General features: G+C 71.9%; 19 protein-coding genes and 1 riboswitch. Of the genes, 13 read left to right on the top strand and 6 right to left on the bottom strand.

Annotated features, from left to right (window positions below):
- Positions 1-146 precede the first annotated feature (146 nt).
- Positions 147-989 carry an RNA polymerase sigma factor WhiG gene (gene whiG / locus ACFYZ3_RS31675; protein ID WP_388524880.1) on the top strand — a complete coding sequence of 281 codons (843 nt, stop codon included), beginning with the start codon at positions 147-149 and terminating at the stop codon, positions 987-989.
- Positions 990-1,117: 128 nt separating this feature from the next.
- Positions 1,118-1,675 (top strand): TetR/AcrR family transcriptional regulator, encoded by a 558-nt coding sequence (locus ACFYZ3_RS31670; protein ID WP_388524934.1) that lies wholly within the window; start codon positions 1,118-1,120, stop codon positions 1,673-1,675.
- Here the strand turns inward: ACFYZ3_RS31670 and ACFYZ3_RS31665 are convergent.
- A complete protein-coding gene (locus tag ACFYZ3_RS31665; RefSeq protein WP_388524877.1) occupies positions 1,629-2,306 on the bottom strand; it encodes a murein hydrolase activator EnvC family protein in 678 nt (225 codons plus the stop codon). The two genes, ACFYZ3_RS31670 and ACFYZ3_RS31665, sit on opposite strands and share 47 nt — an antisense overlap.
- A 271-nt stretch (positions 2,307-2,577) precedes the next feature.
- Here ACFYZ3_RS31665 and rpsB point away from each other — a divergent pair, with 271 nt between their 5' ends.
- From rpsB to ACFYZ3_RS31610, 11 genes are all read left to right on the top strand, one after another.
- Positions 2,578-3,510: a 30S ribosomal protein S2 gene (rpsB, locus tag ACFYZ3_RS31660; RefSeq protein WP_361011513.1), complete on the top strand. Its 933-nt coding sequence runs from the start codon at positions 2,578-2,580 to the stop codon at positions 3,508-3,510.
- Positions 3,511-3,605: 95 nt separating this feature from the next.
- Positions 3,606-4,442, top strand: a complete 837-nt coding sequence (tsf, locus tag ACFYZ3_RS31655) for a translation elongation factor Ts (RefSeq protein WP_388524874.1) — start codon at positions 3,606-3,608, stop codon at positions 4,440-4,442.
- Positions 4,443-4,646: 204 nt separating this feature from the next.
- The gene (gene pyrH, locus ACFYZ3_RS31650) at positions 4,647-5,405 is read left to right on the top strand and encodes a UMP kinase (RefSeq protein ID WP_388524871.1); all 759 of its coding nucleotides are present in this window, start codon (positions 4,647-4,649) and stop codon (positions 5,403-5,405) included.
- A gap of 179 nt (positions 5,406-5,584) precedes the next feature.
- The gene (gene frr / locus ACFYZ3_RS31645; protein ID WP_388524868.1) at positions 5,585-6,142 is read left to right on the top strand and encodes a ribosome recycling factor; all 558 of its coding nucleotides are present in this window, start codon (positions 5,585-5,587) and stop codon (positions 6,140-6,142) included.
- Positions 6,142-7,317, top strand: coding sequence for a phosphatidate cytidylyltransferase (locus tag ACFYZ3_RS31640; protein ID WP_388524866.1), 1,176 nt, complete (start codon positions 6,142-6,144; stop codon positions 7,315-7,317). Before frr ends, ACFYZ3_RS31640 begins: the two co-directional genes overlap by 1 nt.
- Before the next feature lie 115 nt (positions 7,318-7,432).
- Positions 7,433-7,609, top strand: a complete 177-nt coding sequence (locus tag ACFYZ3_RS31635; RefSeq protein WP_388524863.1) for a hypothetical protein — start codon at positions 7,433-7,435, stop codon at positions 7,607-7,609.
- Positions 7,610-7,652: 43 nt separating this feature from the next.
- Positions 7,653-8,759: a 23S rRNA (adenine(2503)-C(2))-methyltransferase RlmN gene (gene rlmN / locus ACFYZ3_RS31630; RefSeq protein WP_104632532.1), complete on the top strand. Its 1,107-nt coding sequence runs from the start codon at positions 7,653-7,655 to the stop codon at positions 8,757-8,759.
- 59 nt (positions 8,760-8,818) lie between these two features.
- A riboswitch (TPP riboswitch) is annotated at positions 8,819-8,924 on the top strand.
- A gap of 79 nt (positions 8,925-9,003) precedes the next feature.
- Entirely contained in the window at positions 9,004-10,095 is a 1,092-nt protein-coding gene (locus ACFYZ3_RS31625; protein ID WP_388524860.1) for a thiamine ABC transporter substrate binding subunit, read from the top strand.
- A complete protein-coding gene (locus ACFYZ3_RS31620; protein ID WP_388524857.1) occupies positions 10,071-11,765 on the top strand; it encodes an ABC transporter permease in 1,695 nt (564 codons plus the stop codon). The genes ACFYZ3_RS31625 and ACFYZ3_RS31620 overlap by 25 nt, the downstream gene beginning before the upstream one ends.
- Positions 11,766-11,767: 2 nt before the next feature.
- Positions 11,768-12,814, top strand: a complete 1,047-nt coding sequence (locus ACFYZ3_RS31615; protein ID WP_388524854.1) for an ABC transporter ATP-binding protein — start codon at positions 11,768-11,770, stop codon at positions 12,812-12,814.
- Between the two features lie 24 nt (positions 12,815-12,838).
- Complete coding sequence (locus ACFYZ3_RS31610; RefSeq protein ID WP_388524851.1) at positions 12,839-13,639, top strand: maleylpyruvate isomerase family mycothiol-dependent enzyme; 801 nt, start codon at positions 12,839-12,841, stop codon at positions 13,637-13,639.
- 61 nt (positions 13,640-13,700) lie between these two features.
- Here ACFYZ3_RS31610 and ACFYZ3_RS31605 read toward each other — a convergent pair whose 3' ends face one another.
- The 5 genes from ACFYZ3_RS31605 to ACFYZ3_RS31585 form a co-directional block, all read right to left on the bottom strand.
- Positions 13,701-14,405 (bottom strand): LAETG motif-containing sortase-dependent surface protein, encoded by a 705-nt coding sequence (locus ACFYZ3_RS31605; RefSeq protein ID WP_388524848.1) that lies wholly within the window; start codon positions 14,403-14,405, stop codon positions 13,701-13,703.
- Between the two features lie 156 nt (positions 14,406-14,561).
- Entirely contained in the window at positions 14,562-15,746 is a 1,185-nt protein-coding gene (locus ACFYZ3_RS31600) for an LOG family protein (RefSeq protein WP_388524845.1), read from the bottom strand.
- A gap of 26 nt (positions 15,747-15,772) precedes the next feature.
- Positions 15,773-16,180: a VOC family protein gene (locus ACFYZ3_RS31595; protein WP_388524842.1), complete on the bottom strand. Its 408-nt coding sequence runs from the start codon at positions 16,178-16,180 to the stop codon at positions 15,773-15,775.
- Positions 16,181-16,286: 106 nt separating this feature from the next.
- Positions 16,287-17,777, bottom strand: a complete 1,491-nt coding sequence (locus tag ACFYZ3_RS31590) for a hypothetical protein (protein ID WP_388524839.1) — start codon at positions 17,775-17,777, stop codon at positions 16,287-16,289.
- A complete protein-coding gene (locus ACFYZ3_RS31585) occupies positions 17,759-18,535 on the bottom strand; it encodes an ATP-binding cassette domain-containing protein (protein WP_361011547.1) in 777 nt (258 codons plus the stop codon). Before ACFYZ3_RS31585 ends, ACFYZ3_RS31590 begins: the two co-directional genes overlap by 19 nt.
- Positions 18,536-18,632: the final 97 nt, after the last annotated feature.

Raw genomic sequence — 18,632 nt, 5'->3', positions numbered from 1 at the left:
CACCCGCTCCTTCGCACACCGCGACGGCTCAGTCACGCTACGCTCACGATGACCCCCACGCAGACGGCCGACAGCAGGCGACAACCAGAAAGCAGACCGGCGGCCTCAGGCAGATCCACATCACGCAGAACGGCACTAGGCGACGAATGCCCCAGCACACCTCCGGGTCCGACCGGGCGGCGATCCCCCCAGCCGCCCGCGACGGTGGCAGCGTGCGACCGTCCGCCCCCTCGACACTCGACGAGCTGTGGCGGTCGTACAAGACGACCGGCGACGAGCGGCTGCGGGAACAGCTGATCCTGCACTACTCGCCCCTCGTGAAGTACGTGGCGGGCCGGGTCAGCGTGGGGCTGCCGTCCAACGTCGAGCAGGCCGACTTCGTCTCCTCCGGGGTGTTCGGCCTGATCGACGCCATCGAGAAGTTCGACGTCGACCGGGAGATCAAGTTCGAGACGTACGCGATCACCCGGATCCGGGGCGCGATGATCGACGAACTGCGGGCGCTGGACTGGATCCCGCGCTCGGTGCGGCAGAAGGCGCGCAACGTCGAGCGTGCGTACGCGACGCTGGAGGCACGCCTGCGCCGCACCCCCTCGGAGAGCGAGGTCGCCGTGGAGATGGGGATCGCGGTGGAGGACCTCCACGCGGTCTTCAGCCAGCTGTCGCTGGCCAACGTCGTGGCCCTGGAGGAGCTGCTGCACGCGGGCGGCGAGGGCGGCGACCGGCTGAGCCTGATGGACACCCTGGAGGACACCGCCGCCGACAACCCGGTGGAGGTCGCCGAGGACCGGGAGCTGCGACGGCTCCTGGCCCGGGCGATCAACACGCTGCCGGAGCGGGAGAAGACCGTGGTCACGCTGTACTACTACGAGGGCCTCACGCTCGCCGAGATCGGGAACGTGCTGGGTGTGACCGAGAGCAGGGTCAGCCAGATCCACACCAAGTCGGTGTTGCAACTGCGCGCCAAGCTGGCGGGCTTCGGCCGCTGACCTGGGCTTACGGCCCGAATTCGCCCCCGCCCCCGACCCGGGTGGCGGACGGGTGGCCGGCTGAGTGACTCCCGTACGGGGTGCCGCGTCCGTAAAGTGGTGACGTGCCAAGGATTCGAGCGGCCTCTGTGGCCGAGCACCGGTCGATGCAGCGTGCCGCCCTGCTGGACGCGGCACGCTCCCTGCTGTCCGACGGCGGAACGGAGGCGCTGACCTTCCCCGCCCTCGCCGAACGGACGGGTCTCGCCCGCTCGTCCGTCTACGAGTACTTCCGGTCGCGCGCGGCGGTGGTCGAGGAGCTGTGCGCCGTCGACTTCCCCGTCTGGGCCGCCGAGGTCGAGGCCGCGATGGAGCGCGAGACGGCCCCCGACGCCAAGGTCGAGGCGTATGTGCGCGCCCAGCTCGATCTGGTCGGGGACCGGCGTCACCGGGCCGTCGTGGCCATCTCCGCGAGCGAACTGGACGCCGGCGCGCGCGAGAAGATCCGGGCGGCGCACGGCGGGCTGATCGCGATGATCGTCGAGGCGCTGGGCGAGATGGGGCACGGCCAGCCGCGGCTGGCGGCGATGCTCCTCCAGGGCGTCGTGGACGCGGCGGTGCGGCGGATCGAGCTGGGTGCGGCGGAGGAGCCCGGGGCGATCACGGAGGCGGCGGTCTCCATGGCGTTGCGCGGCGTACGGGGCTGATCTCCCCGCGGCCGGGCAACGGCACCCCCGCCACCGGCAGCAGCCGCGACGGACCCGCGTCCAGCAGCCACGGCGGGAGCAGGGACAGCGGGTTCAGATAGACCTCGCCCCGCAGCAGGCCCCAGTGCAGACAGGCCGTGCAGTGCGAACCGGTCGGCTGCACCGTGCCGAGCAGCTCCCCGGCCGCGACCTCGTCACCCTTGCCCACGGCCGCCTCGACGGGGGCGAACGTCGTCCGCAAGGGTGGTTCGCCCGTTCCCGTCAGTTCCACCGAGACCACGCCCCGGCCCCCGACCGGCCCCGCGAACGACACCCGCCCCGCGGCCACCGTGCGTACCGGCGCCCCGCCCTTCGCCGCGAGATCCACGCCGCGGTGCCCCCGTCCGTACGGGGTCGCCGGGGGGTCCCAGCCCCGCAGGACTGCCGGCCGGGTGCCGACGGGCCAGTGCCGGGCCAAGGGCGGCACCGCCGGGTCCACCGGGCCCACCGCGTCCGGCAGGGCCCGCACCGCCGCCGCCGTCACCGGGCGCGGCGGCCCCGCGGCCGGGACGCCCGGCACGGTCGGGGCAGCCAGGACGGCCGACAGCACCACCACTCGGGCACACGCCCTCACCCATCGCCTCGTTCGCATACGGGCACCGTCCCGCACCAGGGCCGACCGCCGTCCGGCCCTGTGGACCGCGCTCCGGTTGTGGACAGCCGCGTCACCCGCTGCCCCGCGGGTCCCGTACACTTCTGGTGGCGATCCGGGTCACCGGGTCGACTTCGCACGCCCCGACACGAGGCCCCACCAGGTTCGTGTCAGCGCCCCTCGGTCCCTAGTGGCAGGCGCGTCGCGGGCGTCAGGCGCGGGAGCCGTCCGGCTCACGCGGCACAACCGAGAAAACCAAGGAGATACGGCCATGGCCGTCGTCACGATGCGGGAGCTGCTGGAAAGCGGCGTCCACTTCGGTCACCAGACCCGCCGTTGGAACCCGAAGATGAAGCGCTTCATCTTCACCGAGCGCAACGGCATCTACATCATCGACCTGCTCCAGTCGCTGTCGTACATCGACCGCGCCTACGAGTTCGTCAAGGAGACCGTCGCCCATGGCGGCACGGTCATGTTCGTCGGCACGAAGAAGCAGGCGCAGGAGGCCATCGCCGAGCAGGCCACCCGCGTCGGCATGCCCTACGTCAACCAGCGCTGGCTGGGCGGCATGCTCACCAACTTCTCGACCGTCTACAAGCGCCTGCAGCGCCTGAAGGAGCTCGAGCAGATCGACTTCGAGGACGTGGCCGCCTCCGGCCTCACCAAGAAGGAGCTGCTGGTCCTCTCCCGCGAGAAGGCCAAGCTGGAGAAGACCCTCGGCGGTATCCGCGAGATGTCCAAGGTGCCCAGCGCCGTCTGGATCGTGGACACCAAGAAGGAGCACATCGCGGTCGGCGAGGCCCGGAAGCTCAACATCCCGGTCGTCGCCATCCTCGACACCAACTGCGACCCCGACGAGGTCGACTACAAGATCCCGGGCAACGACGACGCGATCCGCTCCGTCACCCTGCTCACCCGCGTGATCGCCGACGCCGTCGCCGAGGGCCTCATCGCCCGCTCCGGTGCCGCCGGTGGCGCCAAGGGTGACAAGGCCGCCGGTGAGCCGCTCGCCGCGTGGGAGCGCGACCTGCTCGAGGGTGAGAAGGCCGAGAAGAAGGACGACGCCGAGGCCGCCGAGAAGCCGGCCGAGGCTCCTGCCGCCGAGGCCCCCGCCGCCGAGGCTGCCGAGGCCCCCGCTGCCGAGGCCGCTCCCGCCGAGGCGCCCGCCGCCGACGCCCCGGCCGCGGACGCCGAGCAGGCCTGACCCCTCACCACCTTCGGGTGCCGGACGGCGGGGGCCCACGAAGCCCCCGCCGTCCGGCCCGTAGATCTTCAGACTTCGAGAGAGATTCCGGAATCATGGCGAACTACACCGCCGCCGACGTCAAGAAGCTCCGCGAGCTCACCGGCGCCGGCATGATGGACTGCAAGAAGGCGCTGGACGAGGCCGAGGGCAACGTCGAGAAGGCCGTCGAGGCGCTCCGCATCAAGGGCCAGAAGGGCGTCGCCAAGCGCGAGGGCCGCTCTGCCGAGAACGGCGCCGTCGTCTCGATCATCGCCGACGACAACACCTCGGGTGTGATCGTCGAGCTGAAGTGCGAGACGGACTTCGTCGCCAAGGGCGAGAAGTTCCAGACCGTCGCCAAGACCATCGCCGAGCACGTCGCCAAGGTCGCCCCGGCGGACCTCGAGGCCCTGCTGGCCTCCGAGATCGAGCCCGGCAAGACCGTCCAGGCGTACGTGGACGAGGCCAACGCCAACCTCGGCGAGAAGATCGTCCTGGACCGCTTCGCGCAGTTCTCCGGCGGCTTCGTGACCGCGTACATGCACCGCACGATGCCCGACCTGCCCCCGCAGATCGGTGTCCTCGTCGAGCTGGACAAGCCCAACGCCGAGATCGCCAAGGGCGTCGCCCAGCACATCGCCGCCTTCGCGCCGAAGTACCTCTCCAAGGAGGACGTCCCGGCCGAGGTCGTCGAGTCCGAGCGCCGCGTCGCCGAGGAGACCACCCGCGCCGAGGGCAAGCCCGAGGCCGCCCTGCCGAAGATCGTCGAGGGTCGCCTCAACGGCTTCTTCAAGGACGCCACCCTGCTCGGCCAGCCCTACGCCCTGGACAACAAGAAGTCCGTCCAGAAGGTGCTGGAAGAGGCCGGTGTCAGCCTGAAGCGCTTCTCGCGCATCAAGGTCGGCATCTGAGTCCGTACCGCGACGGACGCGCGACCCCGGTAGGGTCGACGCAAGTCGTCGGCGCCGTACGCGCGTGCCGTGGCGCACACGCGCGCGGCGGCGGACGACAGCAGATCTGACGAGGAGGCCATTGCCGCGTATGGGATGCGAAACACGCCCCCACCGGCAGTGGCCTTCTTCGTGTGTGTGACCCACGTAAAGAGGCGAGACTCCATGAGCACCAAGGCCGAGAAGAGCGACGACGGCAAAGTAAGCGGCCGCTTCATGCTGAAGCTGTCCGGAGAGGCGTTCTCCGGCGGCGGGGGCCTGGGCGTCGACCCCGACGTGGTGCACGCCATGGCCCGCGAGATCGCGGCCGTCGTCCGGGACGGCGCGCAGATCGCCATCGTCATCGGCGGCGGCAACTTCTTCCGCGGCGCCGAGCTGCAGGTGCGCGGCATGGACCGCGCCCGTTCCGACTACATGGGCATGCTCGGCACCGTGATGAACTGCCTGGCCCTCCAGGACTTCCTGGAGAAGGAGGGTGTCGACTGCCGCGTGCAGACCGCCATCACCATGGGCCAGGTCGCCGAGCCCTACATCCCGCTGCGCGCCGTGCGCCACCTGGAGAAGGGCCGTGTGGTCATCTTCGGCGCCGGTATGGGCATGCCCTACTTCTCCACCGACACCACCGCCGCCCAGCGCGCCCTCGAGATCGACGCCGAGGCGCTGCTCATGGGCAAGAACGGCGTGGACGGGGTCTACGACTCCGACCCGAAGACCAACCCGGACGCCGTGAAGTTCGACGCGCTCGGCTACGGCGAGGTCATCACCCGCGACCTGAAGGTCGCCGACGCCACGGCCGTCACGCTCTGCCGCGACAACAGCCTCCCGATCGTGGTCTTCGAGCTGTTGAAGGAGGGCAATATCGCCCGCGCCGTCAAGGGTGAGAAGATCGGCACGCTCGTGGGGGACCAGGGCAGCCGGGACTGACCGGAGAACACCCCCCGTCCGCGGACGCCACCTGTCCGGGGGACGGACGGGACGGGGCCGGACCGGGGGATGGACAATGTCCCGCCGGTCGGGAACCGTGCAGGAAGAACGCGACGCAGCCGGCCGCCGCCCGCAGGGGAATCGCAGCCGGGCCTACTCAAGACACGCAGGAGCAAGTGGTGATCGAAGAGACCCTCCTCGAGGCCGAGGAGAAGATGGAGAAGGCCGTCGTGGTCGCCAAGGAGGACTTCGCCGCGATCCGCACCGGCCGTGCGCACCCGGCGATGTTCAACAAGATCGTGGCCGAGTACTACGGCGCGCCGACGCCGATCAACCAGCTGGCCTCGTTTTCCGTGCCCGAGCCGCGCATGGCCGTGGTGACCCCCTTCGACAAGACGGCCCTGCGCAACATCGAGCAGGCGATCCGCGACTCCGACCTGGGCGTCAACCCGAGCAACGACGGCAACATCATCCGGGTGACGTTCCCCGAGCTCACCGAGGAGCGCCGCCGCGAGTACATCAAGGTCGCCAAGGCCAAGGGCGAGGACGCCAAGGTCTCGATCCGCTCCGTGCGCCGCAAGGCCAAGGACGGCATCGACAAGATGGTCAAGGACGGCGAGGTCGGCGAGGACGAGGGCCGCCGTGCGGAGAAGGAGCTCGACGACACCACCGCCAAGTACGTCGCACAGGTGGACGAGCTCCTGAAGCACAAGGAAGCGGAGCTGCTCGAGGTCTGATGAACGACTCTTCCTGGGGAGCGCCGCCACAAGCCGGGTACTGGGGGCCGTCCGACCAGGGACCCGTCCAGGGCGCCGGCCCGGCGGGTCCCGCGTACGATGCGCACTACGCGCAGCAGACTCGCCCCATGCCCATCGTGCCCGACGTACCCGAACACGGCGGAGACCAGGACGACGACCAGGGGACCGCTCGGCTGAGCGGTCCCTTGTTCCGGGACGAGCCGTTCCACGACCAGCCCGTTCGCGACGAGCCGTACCGCGACCAGAACCCGTCGGCGCAGCCGTATGCGGCGGTGCCGCAGAATCCGGATCCCATGCCCGACGCCCCGCAGCCGGCGCCCTCCCAGCCGCCGCAGAAGAAGAGCGCGGGGCGTGACCTGGGCGCGGCGATAGGGGTCGGCGTCGGCCTCGGCGTGGTGATCATCGCGTCGCTGTTCGTCGTCAAGGCGGTCTTCGTCGGTGTGATCGCGGTCGCCGTCGTGGTGGGCCTGTGGGAGCTGACCAAGCGGCTGGAGGAGCGCAAGGACGTCAAGGCGCCGCTCGTGCCGCTCGCGATCGGCGGCGCCGCGATGGTGGTCGCCGGCTACGCGCGCGGCGCCGAGGGCGCGTGGGTCGCGATGGCCCTCACGGCGCTCGCGGTCCTGGTCTGGCGGATGACGGAGCCGCCCGAGGGCTACCTCAAGGACGTCACGGCAGGCCTCTTCGCCGCGTTCTACGTGCCGTTCCTGGCCACGTTCGTCGCCATGATGCTGGCGGCCGACGACGGCGCCTGGCGCGTCCTGGTCTTCCTGATACTGACGGTCGTCAGCGACACCGGCGCCTACGCCGTCGGCTGGCGCTTCGGCAAGAAGAAGCTCGCCCCGCGCATCAGCCCCGGCAAGACCCGCGAGGGCCTGCTGGGAGCGATCGCGTTCGCGATGGCGGCGGGCGCGCTGTGCGTGCAGTTCCTGATCGACGACGGCACCTGGTGGCAGGGCCTGCTGCTCGGCCTCGTGGTCGCCGTCAGCGCCACCCTGGGCGACCTCGGCGAGTCCATGATCAAGCGAGACCTGGGCATCAAGGACATGGGCACCCTCCTGCCGGGCCACGGCGGCATCATGGACCGCCTGGACTCGCTGCTGCCTACGGCTCCGGTGGTGTGGTTGTTGCTGGTGATCTTCGTGGGGTCTGGGTGACCGACACGGCCTACGAGTCGGGTGACCGACACGGCCTCGGTGAACGGCCCCCGCCCGCAACAGGGCGGGGGCCGTTCCCTTATGGCCCTGCCCAGTGATCGTCTAAAGTTCCGCCATGGCGCAGGCGAGGCGGGGCGACGACGGCAGATACCACGGCGACCTGCCCTGCGTGTGGTGCCAGGCCCTCCTCGACCAGAAGGGCCGGCGCAGGGTGCGCCGCTACTGCGGTCCGTGGCACCGGACGAAGCACTACGTCAGCACGGTCGTCGTGGTGGTCGCGGGCCTGTTCTGAGCGGCTCGGACCATCCGAGTGGATCTGCGACACTGGGAAGGCCATGCCTAAGCCCGGAGAACTCACATTCGTCGCGCCGCGCGGAGTCAAGAAGCCGCCGCGGCACCTTGCCGACCTCACGCCTGCCGAGCGCAAGGAGGCTGTCGCCGCGATCGGTGAGAAGCCGTTCCGTGCGAAGCAGCTCTCGCAGCACTACTTCGCGCGGTACGCGCACGCCCCCGAGCAGTGGACCGACATCCCCGCCGGTTCGCGCGAGGGGCTGCGGGAGGCGTTGCTGCCCGAGCTGATGACGGTCGTGCGGCACCTGTCGACCGACCAGGGGACCACGCGCAAGACGCTGTGGAAACTGTTCGACGGGACGCTCGTCGAGTCGGTGCTCATGCGCTACCCGGACCGGGTGACCATGTGCATCAGCTCCCAGGCGGGCTGCGGGATGAACTGCCCGTTCTGCGCCACCGGCCAGGCCGGCCTGGACCGCAACCTGTCGACCGCCGAGATCGTGCACCAGATCGTGGACGGCATGCGGGCGCTCAGGGACGGCGAGGTCCCGGGCGGCCCCGCGCGGCTCAGCAACATCGTGTTCATGGGCATGGGCGAGCCCCTCGCCAACTACAACCGGGTCGTCGGCGCCATCCGCCGGCTCACCGACCCCGAGCCCGACGGACTGGGGCTCTCCCAGCGCGGGATCACCGTCTCCACGGTCGGTCTCGTCCCCGCGATCCACCGCTTCACCGGCGAGGGCTTCAAGTGCCGCCTCGCCATCTCCCTGCACGCCCCCGACGACGAGCTGCGCGACACCCTCGTCCCCGTCAACACGCGGTGGAAGGTGCGCGAGGTGCTGGACGCCGGGTTCGAGTACGCGGCGAAGTCCGGGCGTCGGCTGTCCATCGAGTACGCGTTGATCCGGGACATCAACGACCAGGCCTGGCGCGGTGACCGTCTCGGGCGGCTGCTCAAGGGCAGGCCCGTGCACGTCAATCTGATCCCGCTCAACCCGACGCCCGGCTCCAAGTGGACCGCGTCCCGGCCCGAGGACGAGAAGGCGTTCGTGGAGGCGATCGCGGCGCACGGTGTGCCGGTGACGATCCGGGACACCCGTGGGCAGGAGATCGACGGGGCGTGTGGTCAGCTCGCCGCGAGCGAGCGGTAACCTGACCGGCGGCAGTACCAGTAGTACATCCAGTACATCGTCAGCGTCATCACATCTTCATATTCCGACAGGGGAGCGCCACAGCGCTGAGAGTGCGGCACCGGCCGCAGACCCTCCGAACCTGGCCCAGGTCATTCTGGGTAGGGAGATCGGTCACCACTCGAGCTGTTGCGCCCTGCCCGGGACCCTCGCCAGGGGTTCCGGGCGGGGCCGCGTCTTCTCCTGGTCACCCAGGAGGAATTCAGTGAGCATCACCAAGAAGGTCAGTGTCCTGGCCGTCGGACTCGGCATGGTCGGCACGCTGGCCGCCTGCGGGTCCTCGTCCGACGGCTCCGGCGGCAGCGGCTCCGGCGGCTCCAAGACCGTGACCCTGGTCAGTCACGACTCGTGGGCCGCGTCCAAGGACGTCATCGCCGCCTTCGAGAAGGAGTCCGGCTACAAGGTCAAGGTCCTGGAGGACGGCGACGCCGGGCAGGCCGTGAACAAGGCCATCCTCACCAAGGACAACCCGCAGGGCGACGTCTTCTTCGGCGTCGACAACACCCTGCTCTCTCGCGCCCTCGACAACGGCCTGTTCCAGCCGTACGAGGCCAAGGGGTCCGACCTCGTCCGGTCCGAGTACCGGGCCGACCAGGACGAGCACCGGGTCACGCCCGTCGACACCGGCGACATCTGCGTCAACTACGACAAGGCGTACTTCAGCCGGCACAAGCTGACCCCGCCCAGGACCCTCGACGACCTGGTCAAGCCCGAGTACAAGGACCTGCTCGTCACCGAGAACGCGGGCAGCTCCTCGCCCGGCCTCGGCTTCCTGCTCGGCACCGCCGCCAAGTACGGCGACGAGGGCTGGGAGGGCTACTGGAAGAAGCTCAAGGCGAACGGCGTCAAGGTCGTCGACAGCTGGGAGCAGGCGTACAACGAGGAGTTCTCCGGCTCGGCCGGCGGCAAGAAGGCCAAGGGCGACCGTCCGCTCGTCGTGTCGTATGCCTCCTCCCCGCCCGTCGAGGTCGTCTACGCCGACCCGCAGCCGGCCACCGCCCCCACGGGTGTCGCCGACGGCACCTGCTTCCGGCAGGTCGAGTACGCGGGTCTGCTCAGCAACGCGAAGAACCCCGAGGGCGGCAAGGCGCTCCTCGACTTCCTGCTCAGCAAGTCCTTCCAGGAGGACATGCCGCTGAACATGTTCGTCTACCCGGTGCGGGAGGGCGCGCGGGTCCCCGAGGTGTTCTCGAAGTTCGGGCCGCAGGCGAAGGACCCGCAGACCCTCGACCCGGCGAAGATCGCCGACAACCGCGACCAGTGGGTCAAGTCGTGGACCTCGCTCGTACTGAAGTGAGCCGGGAGGGCAAGCAGGCGGTGAGGCCGGCGCGGACCGCGCGCGGGAGCGCGGCTCGGCTCGGCCTCATGGCCCTGCCCGTCGCGTTCTTCGCGGTGTTCTTCGCCTACCCCGTCGCCGCCATCGTCGCGCGCGGCCTGGAGGTCGACGGGGTCTGGCAGCTCGGGCGGATCGGGGACGTGCTCGCCCAGTCCGACGTGCGGCACGTGCTGTGGTTCACCACCTGGCAGGCGCTGGCGTCCACCGGGCTCACGCTGCTCGTCGCGCTGCCCGGCGCGTACGTCTTCGCCCGCTTCGACTTCCCCGGCAAGCAGGTCCTGCGGGCCGTGGTGACCGTGCCGTTCGTGCTGCCGACGGTCGTAGCCGGTACGGCGTTCCTGGCGCTGGTCGGGCGCGGCGGGCTGCTGGACGAGCTGTGGGGCGTGCGCCTGGACACCACGGTGTGGGCGATCCTGCTCGCGCACGTCTTCTTCAACTACGCCGTCGTCGTCCGCACCGTCGGCGGCCTCTGGGCGCAGCTCGACCCACGGCAGGAGGAGGCCGCCCGGATGCTCGGCGCCTCCCGGCTGCGGGCCTGGCGGCAGGTGACGCTGCCCGCGCTGGCGCCCGCCGTGGCCGCCGCCACGCTGATGGTCTTCCTGTTCACCTTCACCTCCTTCGGCGTCGTCCAGATCCTCGGCGGACCCACCTTCTCCACCCTGGAGGTGGAGATCTACCGCCAGACCTCGCAGGTCTTCGACCTGTCCACGGCCGCCGTCCTGACGCTGATCCAGTTCGCGGCGGTCGTCGCCGTCCTCGCGGTACACGCCTGGACGGTGCGGCGGCGGGAGACGGCTCTGCGGCTCGTGGACGCGGCCACGACCGCGCGCCGGCCGCGCGGAGCCGGACAGTGGGCGCTGCTCGCCGGCGTCCTGGGCGTCATCGCCGTCCTGCTGGTGCTGCCGCTGGCGGTACTGGTCCAGCGGTCGCTGGGCGCGTCCGGCTTCGGCTACTACCGTGCGCTGACCCGCGAGGACGGCGGCGCCTTCCTCGTCCCGCCGATCGAGGCGATCGGCAACTCCCTCCAGTACGCCGTCGCAGCCACCGGCATCGCCGTGGTGATCGGCGCGCTGGCCGCGACCGCGCTCACCCGGCGCGACGCGGGCCGCTTCGTGCGCGGGTTCGACGCGCTGCTGATGCTGCCGCTCGGGGTGTCGGCCGTGACGGTCGGGTTCGGGTTCCTGATCGCGCTGGACGAACCGCCGCTGGACCTCAGGTCCTCCTGGATCCTGGTGCCGCTCGCGCAGGCGCTGGTGGGCGTCCCGTTCGTCGTACGGACCATGCTGCCGGTGCTGCGGGCGGTGGACGAACGGCTGCGGGAGGCGGCCGCGGTGCTGGGCGCGTCGCCGTGGCGGGTCTGGCGCGAGGTGGACCTGCCCATGGTGCGGCGGGCGCTGCTGGTCGCGGCCGGGTTCGCCTTCGCCGTGTCGCTGGGGGAGTTCGGCGCGACCGTGTTCATCGCACGGCCCGACAACCCGACGCTGCCGGTCGCCGTGGCGCGCCTGCTGGGCCGGCCCGGGGACATGAACTACGGCCAGGCGATGGCCCTTTCGACGATTCTGATGCTGGTGTGCGCCGTGGCCCTGGTGGTGCTGGAGCGGCTGCGGACCGACCGGAGCGGGGAGTTCTAGACATGGCGCCCAGTCTGTTGAGCCTGGAAGGCGCGACCGTCCGCTTCGGCGGGCGGGCCGTACTCGACGACGTCGGCCTGGGGGTCGCCGAGCACGAGGTGGTGTGCGTGCTCGGGCCCAGCGGCAGCGGCAAGTCGACGCTGCTGCGGGCGGTCGCCGGGCTCCAGCCGCTGGACGCCGGGCGGGTGACGCTGGACGGTCGGGACCAGTCGGGGGTGCCCGCGCACCAGCGCGAGGTCGGGCTGATGTTCCAGGACCACCAGTTGTTCCCGCAGCGGGACGTGGCCGGAAACATCGCCTTCGGACCGCGGATGCGCGGCGCGTCCCGGGCCGAGCAGCGGGCCCGGGTGGCGGAGTTGCTGCACCTGGTCGGACTGCCGGACGCCGCCCGCCGGTCCGTCGCCGCGCTCTCCGGCGGGGAGCAGCAGCGGGTGGCGCTGGCCCGCGCGCTCGCGCCCCGGCCCCGGCTGCTGATGCTGGACGAGCCGCTCGGCCAGCTGGACCGCTCGCTGCGGGAGCGCCTCGTGGTCGAACTGCGGGAGCTGTTCGGGCGGCTGGGCACCACGGTGCTCGCCGTGACGCACGATCAGGGCGAGGCGTTCGCGCTCGCCGACCGGGTCGTGGTGATGCGGGACGGGCGGATCGCCCAGTCGGGAACGCCGCTGGAGGTGTGGCAGCGGCCGGCGGACGCGTTCGTGGCCCGCTTCCTCGGCTTCGAGAACGTGGCCGAGGCGTCCGTCGCAGGTCAGGCCGCGGACACCCCGTGGGGCAAGGTGCCGGTCCCCGAGGGCGCCCCGCAGGGCACGCGGACGGTGCTCGTGCGGCCGGCCGGTGTCCGCGTCGTCCCCGCCGACGCGGGCCTGCGCTGCACGGTCACGGCCCGCACCTTCCGCGGCACGCACGTCGCCGTGCACCTCCAGCCCGAGGACGCACCCCGCCTGGAGGCGGCCTGCGCGCTGCGGGCGGCGCCGGAGGTCGGGGCCTCGGTCGGGGTGGAGTTCGACGCGGCGGACGTCGTCGTGCTCGGCCGATCAGGCGTTCCCGGGTGATCGTCGCGCTCGTAGGGTGACGGCATGACACTCCTCGCACACGACCGGTACTGCGACGAAATCGATCAGCAGGTGACCGGGCTCAGGGCCGTGGTCACCTCCGGTGCGGACCTGACCGCCACCGTGCCGACCTGCCCGGACTGGACTCTGGAGGACCTGGTGCGGCACGTGGGCCGGGCCCTGCGCTGGACGGGGCTCATCGTCGGCACCCGCGCCGAGCAGGACGTGCCGGTGGACCGCGCGCCGGGCGCCGAGGGGCCCGCGGCGAGCGGGGACGCGGCGGCTCTGGACGCGTGGCTGGCGGAGTCCGGCGAGGTCGTCGTTGGCGCCCTGCGGGAGGCCGGTCCGGACGCCCGCGCTTGGTCGTGGGCCGGTGTCGACACGGCGGGGTTCTGGGCGCGGCGGATGACCCACGAACTCGTCGTCCACGGCGCGGACGCGGCACTCGCGGCGGGCCTGCCCCGCCAGGCGGTCGCGCCCGAGGTGGCGGCCGACGCGATCGACGAGTGGCTGGACATCGTGCGGTTCGTGCAGCGGGCCCTGCCCGGTGCCGCGGCGAACGAACTGCGCGCCCCCGGCAGCAGCCTCCACCTGCACGCGACGGACGCTCCGGCCGAGCTGAACGCCGAGTGGATCGTCGAACTGCCCGACGACGGCATCACCTGGCACCGCGGGCACGAGAAGGCGACGGTGGCGCTGCGCGGCCCGCTCACGGACGTGCTGCTGGCCTTCTACGGTCGGCTGCCGCTGGACGCGCCGGGGCTCGAGGTGCTCGGCGATCGCAAGCTGCTCGAACTCTGGCTGGAGAAGGCGACGTTCGGCTGACACGACGGTGGCCCGCCCCGGAACGGGACGGGCCACCGCCGTGAGCGGATCGGCGCGGGCGTCAGCTGTTGCTGTTCGCTCCGCGACGGCGCAGGCCGAAGAAGACGGCGCCGCCACCGACGACGACCAGCGCCGCCGCGATACCGGCGATCATGCCGGTGTTGGAGTTGGCGCCTGTCTCGGCGAGGTTGGAGTCACCGGCCGCCGGGGACGGGGCGTTGTCGTTGGGCACGGCCGCCGGGGCGGTGCTTTCCGACTGCGACGGCGCGGGGGCCGACGTGGACGGCTCGGGCGCCGGGGACTCCGTCTCGTCGGACGGGGTCGAGGAGCTCTCCGACGGGGTCGGGGTCGGCGTGTCCTCGGTCTTGCAAGGCGTCGACGGGGTGGTGACGTCCGGCTTGATGAACTCGTCGACGTACCGGTCCGCCTTGATGTGGACGCGGTAATCCGTGTTCGGCTTCCAGTCCACGGCGAAGGAGACGGTGGTGCCCTCCTTGGACCCCTTGACCGTCTCCTGGCCGACCTGCTCGCCGGTGCTCTTCAGGGTGACGGTGACGGTGGCCGGGATGCCGGCCGGGTCCACGTCGGTGACGGTGATGACACCGTTGTCGCCGTCGCACTTGGCTTCGGCGGAGAACTCGCTGATGTTGCAGGCGAGGGCGTTGCCTGAGGCGCTGAGCGCCAGGGCCGCGGAGGCGGCGACGACGCCGAGGGCGCGGACGCCCCGGCGGGATGCCGTGCGGCTGATTATGGACAGGACTGCCACGTTTGTCCTTTACGGGAGCGCGGATGCGGGGGGTGAAGAGGGTGCCGACGCTCGATGACGCGGCATCAGCACACCCATGAGCCTCACTGGTCTATAAGCGGGGCGTAAGAAGTGTCAACGCATATGCCCGCCCCGGCCGTTGACTTTGCCGTCTTATTAACCGCCGATACGTTTCAGTGCCTCGGGAGCCTCATCGATTCGGCCAACAAGCGCGATTCGGGACTCCATCGTCCGCCCCTTCGCGAGCGTGTGCAGCAGCGGCCAGGCCGGCAGCGTCCGCGTCCAGTGCTCACGGTCCACCAGCACCATCGGCGTGGGCTCGCCGCGCGATTCGTAGTAGTTCGGCGTCGCGTTGTCGAAGATCTCCTGCAGGGTTCCGGCCGCGCCCGGCAGGAACACCACGCCCGCGGTGGAGCGGGCCAGCAGGCCGTCCTCGCGCGTCGCGTTGGCGAAGTACTTCGCGATGTGCGCGGCGAAGGCGTTGGGCGGCTCGTGGCCGTAGAACCAGGTCGGGATGCCGATCGAGGCGCCGCCGCCGGGCCAGCGCTCGCGCACCTCGAACGCGGACCGGGCCCAGTCGGCGATCGACGGCGCGAACGACGGGACCTTGGCGAGCAGCATCAGGGCGTCGTCCAGCATCCCGTCGTCGAACGGGGCGGCGTACGCGCCGAGGTTCGCCGCCTCCATCGCGCCCGGACCGCCGCCCGTGGCCACCGTGAGCCCGGCGCGGGCCAGCTCACGGCCCAGGCGTGCGGCGCCCGCGTACTCCGCGGTGCCGCGGGCCATGGCGTGGCCGCCCATGACGCCCACCACCCGGGCACCGGCGACGAGTTCGTCCAGCGCATCCGACACGGCGTCGTCGTGGATCGCGCGCAGCATGGAGGCGAACACGTCACCGTCGGCCTTGGTCTGCTGGAACCAGTCGTAGGCGAGGGCGTCCGGTGTCGCCCCGTAGTCCTCGTCGAGGCGGGCGTAGAGCTCGTCGGGGGAGTAGACGCGCCCCCGGTAGGGGTCGAAGGGCAGTCCCGGTATGGGCGGGAAGACCAGGGCACCGGCGGCGCGCACCCTGGCGGCGGCGCCGGGGTCCATCGGGCAGCCGAGGAAGACGGCACCCGTGGGATCGGCGGCCAGCAGTGCGTTCGTACGGCCCGTCAGGTCGACGGCCTGGACGCGGTGATGGGCCAGTGAGCCGGGCGACGAGACGACGCGGTCGAACTCGTCGAGGCTCTCGATCTCCCGGTCGTGGGAGGCGTGGTGGGACTGGGACTGGGACAGCGACGGCGACCCGTGCGGTGACCGGGCCTTGCGCTGGGCGGGTGTCTGATCGGGTGTCGGGTCCACCCGCCCATGCTAGGCACGCGCCCGGATCAGCCCTGAACCGCTGCCGGGTCCATCCACACGACCTCGAAGGTGTGGCCGTCGACGTCGTCGAAGGCCCGGCCGTACATGAAGCCGTGGTCCTGGGTCTCGCCGGAGACCGAGCCGCCGGCCGCGACCGCCTTCTCCACCAGCTCGTCGACCTTCTCGCGGCTCTCGGCGCTCAGCGCGATCAGCACCTCACTGGACTTCGTCGAGTCCGCGATCTCCTTCTTGGTGAACTCACGGTACTTCTGCGGCGTGTGCACCATCACGACGATGGTGTCGCTCACCGGGAACGAGGCGGTGCTGTCGTCGCTGAACTGGGCGTTGATCTCCCACCCCAGCCCGGTGAAGAACTTCTTGGAGGCGTCGAGGTCGTTGGTGGCCAGGTTCAGGAAGATCATCTGCTGGTACATGGGGCCTCTCCCAGGTTCGTATGTCGTGCCGTTCGAAGGGGTAGACGCGAGGCGGCCCCGGAACTCATCGCCGTTGCGCGGACTTTCTCGAAAAGATTTGCGCCGGTCAGTGGTCCAGCGGCAGCGCCGCCAGCACCGCGACGATCAGGACCAGCGGACCGAACAGGACGAGCAGGGCGGCGGCGCGCACCGCGGCGGCGGCGCGCAGGGTCGCCGGGGGCGCGCCGAGCCGCAGCAGGGCGTCCGTGGTGTCGGCGCGGGCGTGCCTGGCCTCGACGGCCGCGGTGAGCAGGGTGGCCACCGTGCAGCCGGCCACCAGGAGGGCGCCCAGGGAACTGAGCGGGCCGAAGGCCGGTCCGTCCCCGTCGTACACCGTCGTGGCCACGTAGGCCGCTGCGGCGACGGCGGCCACGACGCCGAGGGGGCGGCCGACGCGCTGCGACTCCTCCATCAGGACGCGGCCCGCCAGGAGGCGCAGGGCGCCGGGGCGGGCCGCCTGGAGCAGGCGGCCGCACAGGTGGGTGAGGCCCGGGCCGGCCAGGGCGAGGCCCAGGGCGGTGAGGGCCCAGCCGATCAGGACGCCGGCGGAGGGGGCGGTGCCGGGGGCGGGGGCGGCGGCCGCGTTGCCGGTGTAGGTCTCGACGGTGAGGCCGGCGGTGAGGACGGCGATGCCCCAGGGGAGGGCGGTGGCGTTCTGGGGGCGGGGGGTCGGCTCGGTCGGGCTGTCGGCCGTGTCGGGGGCGGTGTCCGGTGTCTGCGGGGTGTCCGCCGGGGCCGGGGGAGCGGCGTCCAGCGTCTGTGTGGTGCCCTCCGCCGAGGTCGGGGGGTGGGGAGCACTCACCTGCGTTTGCAGGGCGCCGCCTGCGCCCACCCTCCCCCACTCTCGGCTTCGCTCGAGCGGGGGGACCCCCATCGCCCCAGCGGCACGACTGCCCGCAGCATCAGCGGCAGCACGACTGCCCGCAGTCACCGCGACGCGGGCGCCGAAGCGGCCGTAGGCGCCGAAGGTCTCGCGGGCCTTGCCCCAGCCGTACGCGCCGAAGCGGCCGTAACCGCGGGGGGCGGCCGCCGCGGCGGGCCGGGGATCGCGGGGCCGCAGCGTGTGGGCCACCGCGGCCGAGGCGAAGGCCGGTACCAGGACCAGCAGGGTCAGGACGGCCGGGGCGGGGAGGGACGGGCCGACGGCCAGGGCGTCGGCCGCCACGCGTTCGGAGGGCGGGCGGCCGGTCAGGCTGCCGCGCAGGTACAGGAAGGCGAGCAGGGCCGCCACCGACCCGAGCACGGCGGACAGGGCCGTCGTCGTCACCGAGACGGCCATCAGCCGGCCCGGCCCCAGACCGATCGCCGACAGCCCCGAGCGGGGCCGGGTGCCGGGATCGGTGCGGGCCACGGCGACCGCGAGGTACACCGCGGCGGCCAGCGGCGCCGCGCACCAGGCCAGCCGGAGGGCGGAGGCACCGGGCGTGTCGGGGTGGCTCAGGGCGTGGCCGAGGGCGCACAGCAGCAGGAAGCCCGTGCCCGCCGAGGCCGCCCCGACCAGCAGTCGGCGCAGGTGGACGGCGAGGTGGGCGGTGCGGGTCAGGCGGAGAGCGAGCACGCCGCCCGGCCTTCCGTTCCGGGAGTCCCGGCGGCACCCGTGGCCACCGTGGTCTCGGCGAGCGGCGGCAGGTGCACGGTCCGTACCCGCCGTCCGTCCAGGAGCGCCACCGTGCGGTCCGCCAGGGCGGCGGTCTGGGCGTCGTGCGTGGCGAGCAGGACGGTGATGCCGTGCGAACGGGCCGCCGTGGTGAGCGTCCGCAGGACGTGGGCGCGGTCGGCGCGGTGCAGGGGGGCCGTCGGTTCGTCGGCGAAGAGCACCGCCGGGGTGACGGCGAGAGCGCGGGCGATGCAGACGCGCTGCCGCTCGGCCTGCTGGAGTTCGTGCGGGCGCCTGCGCGCCTTGCCGCCGACGTCGAGGCGGTCCAGCCACTCCAGGGCGGCGGTCTTGGCCCGGCGCCGGCCGGTGCCGCGCAGCATGAGGGGGAGCGCGGCGTTCTCCCAGGCGTTCAGCTCCGGGACGAGCGCCGGGGCGGGGTCGATCCAGCCGAAGCGGTCGCGGCGCAGCCGTTCGCGGCCGATCGGACCCATGGTGTGCACCGGCACGCTGTTGAACCAGACCTCGCCGTCCTGCGGCTTGACCAGTCCGGACAGGCACCGCAGAAGTGTGGTCTTGCCGCTGCCGCGCGGGCCGCTCACGGCGAGGATCTCGCCCTCGCGCACGCCGAGCGACACCCCTTGCAGCGCGGGGGAGCCGTCGTGGTGCTGGAAGTGCAGGGCACGGGCCCAGAGCACGTCGTTGTCCGGCGGGGCCTCCATGGGCGTACACCTCGGTTCTGATCCGTATTTCCCCGGTCCTGTCCCCCTTCCGGGGGAACGAAGGCGGGGCCGATCGGTCACTGGGCACCGTAAGGAG

The organism is Streptomyces sp. NPDC001599 (assembly GCF_042893535.1).
Classification (GTDB): Bacteria; Actinomycetota; Actinomycetes; order Streptomycetales; family Streptomycetaceae; genus Streptomyces.
Note: the sequence above shows the minus strand (reverse complement) of the source record. Positions and strands in the feature narration are given on the sequence as shown.

Coding starts and splice junctions, on each gene's coding strand:
- rpsB (WP_361011513.1), top strand. CDS start 2,578: ATGGCCGTCGTCACGATGCGGGAGCTGCTGGAAAGCGGCGTCCACTTC.
- ACFYZ3_RS31665 (WP_388524877.1), bottom strand. CDS start 2,306: ATGCGAACGAGGCGATGGGTGAGGGCGTGTGCCCGAGTGGTGGTGCTG.
- ACFYZ3_RS31610 (WP_388524851.1), top strand. CDS start 12,839: ATGACACTCCTCGCACACGACCGGTACTGCGACGAAATCGATCAGCAG.
- tsf (WP_388524874.1), top strand. CDS start 3,606: ATGGCGAACTACACCGCCGCCGACGTCAAGAAGCTCCGCGAGCTCACC.
- rlmN (WP_104632532.1), top strand. CDS start 7,653: ATGCCTAAGCCCGGAGAACTCACATTCGTCGCGCCGCGCGGAGTCAAG.
- whiG (WP_388524880.1), top strand. CDS start 147: ATGCCCCAGCACACCTCCGGGTCCGACCGGGCGGCGATCCCCCCAGCC.
- ACFYZ3_RS31635 (WP_388524863.1), top strand. CDS start 7,433: ATGGCGCAGGCGAGGCGGGGCGACGACGGCAGATACCACGGCGACCTG.
- ACFYZ3_RS31595 (WP_388524842.1), bottom strand. CDS start 16,180: ATGTACCAGCAGATGATCTTCCTGAACCTGGCCACCAACGACCTCGAC.
- ACFYZ3_RS31615 (WP_388524854.1), top strand. CDS start 11,768: ATGGCGCCCAGTCTGTTGAGCCTGGAAGGCGCGACCGTCCGCTTCGGC.
- ACFYZ3_RS31585 (WP_361011547.1), bottom strand. CDS start 18,535: ATGGAGGCCCCGCCGGACAACGACGTGCTCTGGGCCCGTGCCCTGCAC.
- pyrH (WP_388524871.1), top strand. CDS start 4,647: ATGAGCACCAAGGCCGAGAAGAGCGACGACGGCAAAGTAAGCGGCCGC.
- ACFYZ3_RS31640 (WP_388524866.1), top strand. CDS start 6,142: ATGAACGACTCTTCCTGGGGAGCGCCGCCACAAGCCGGGTACTGGGGG.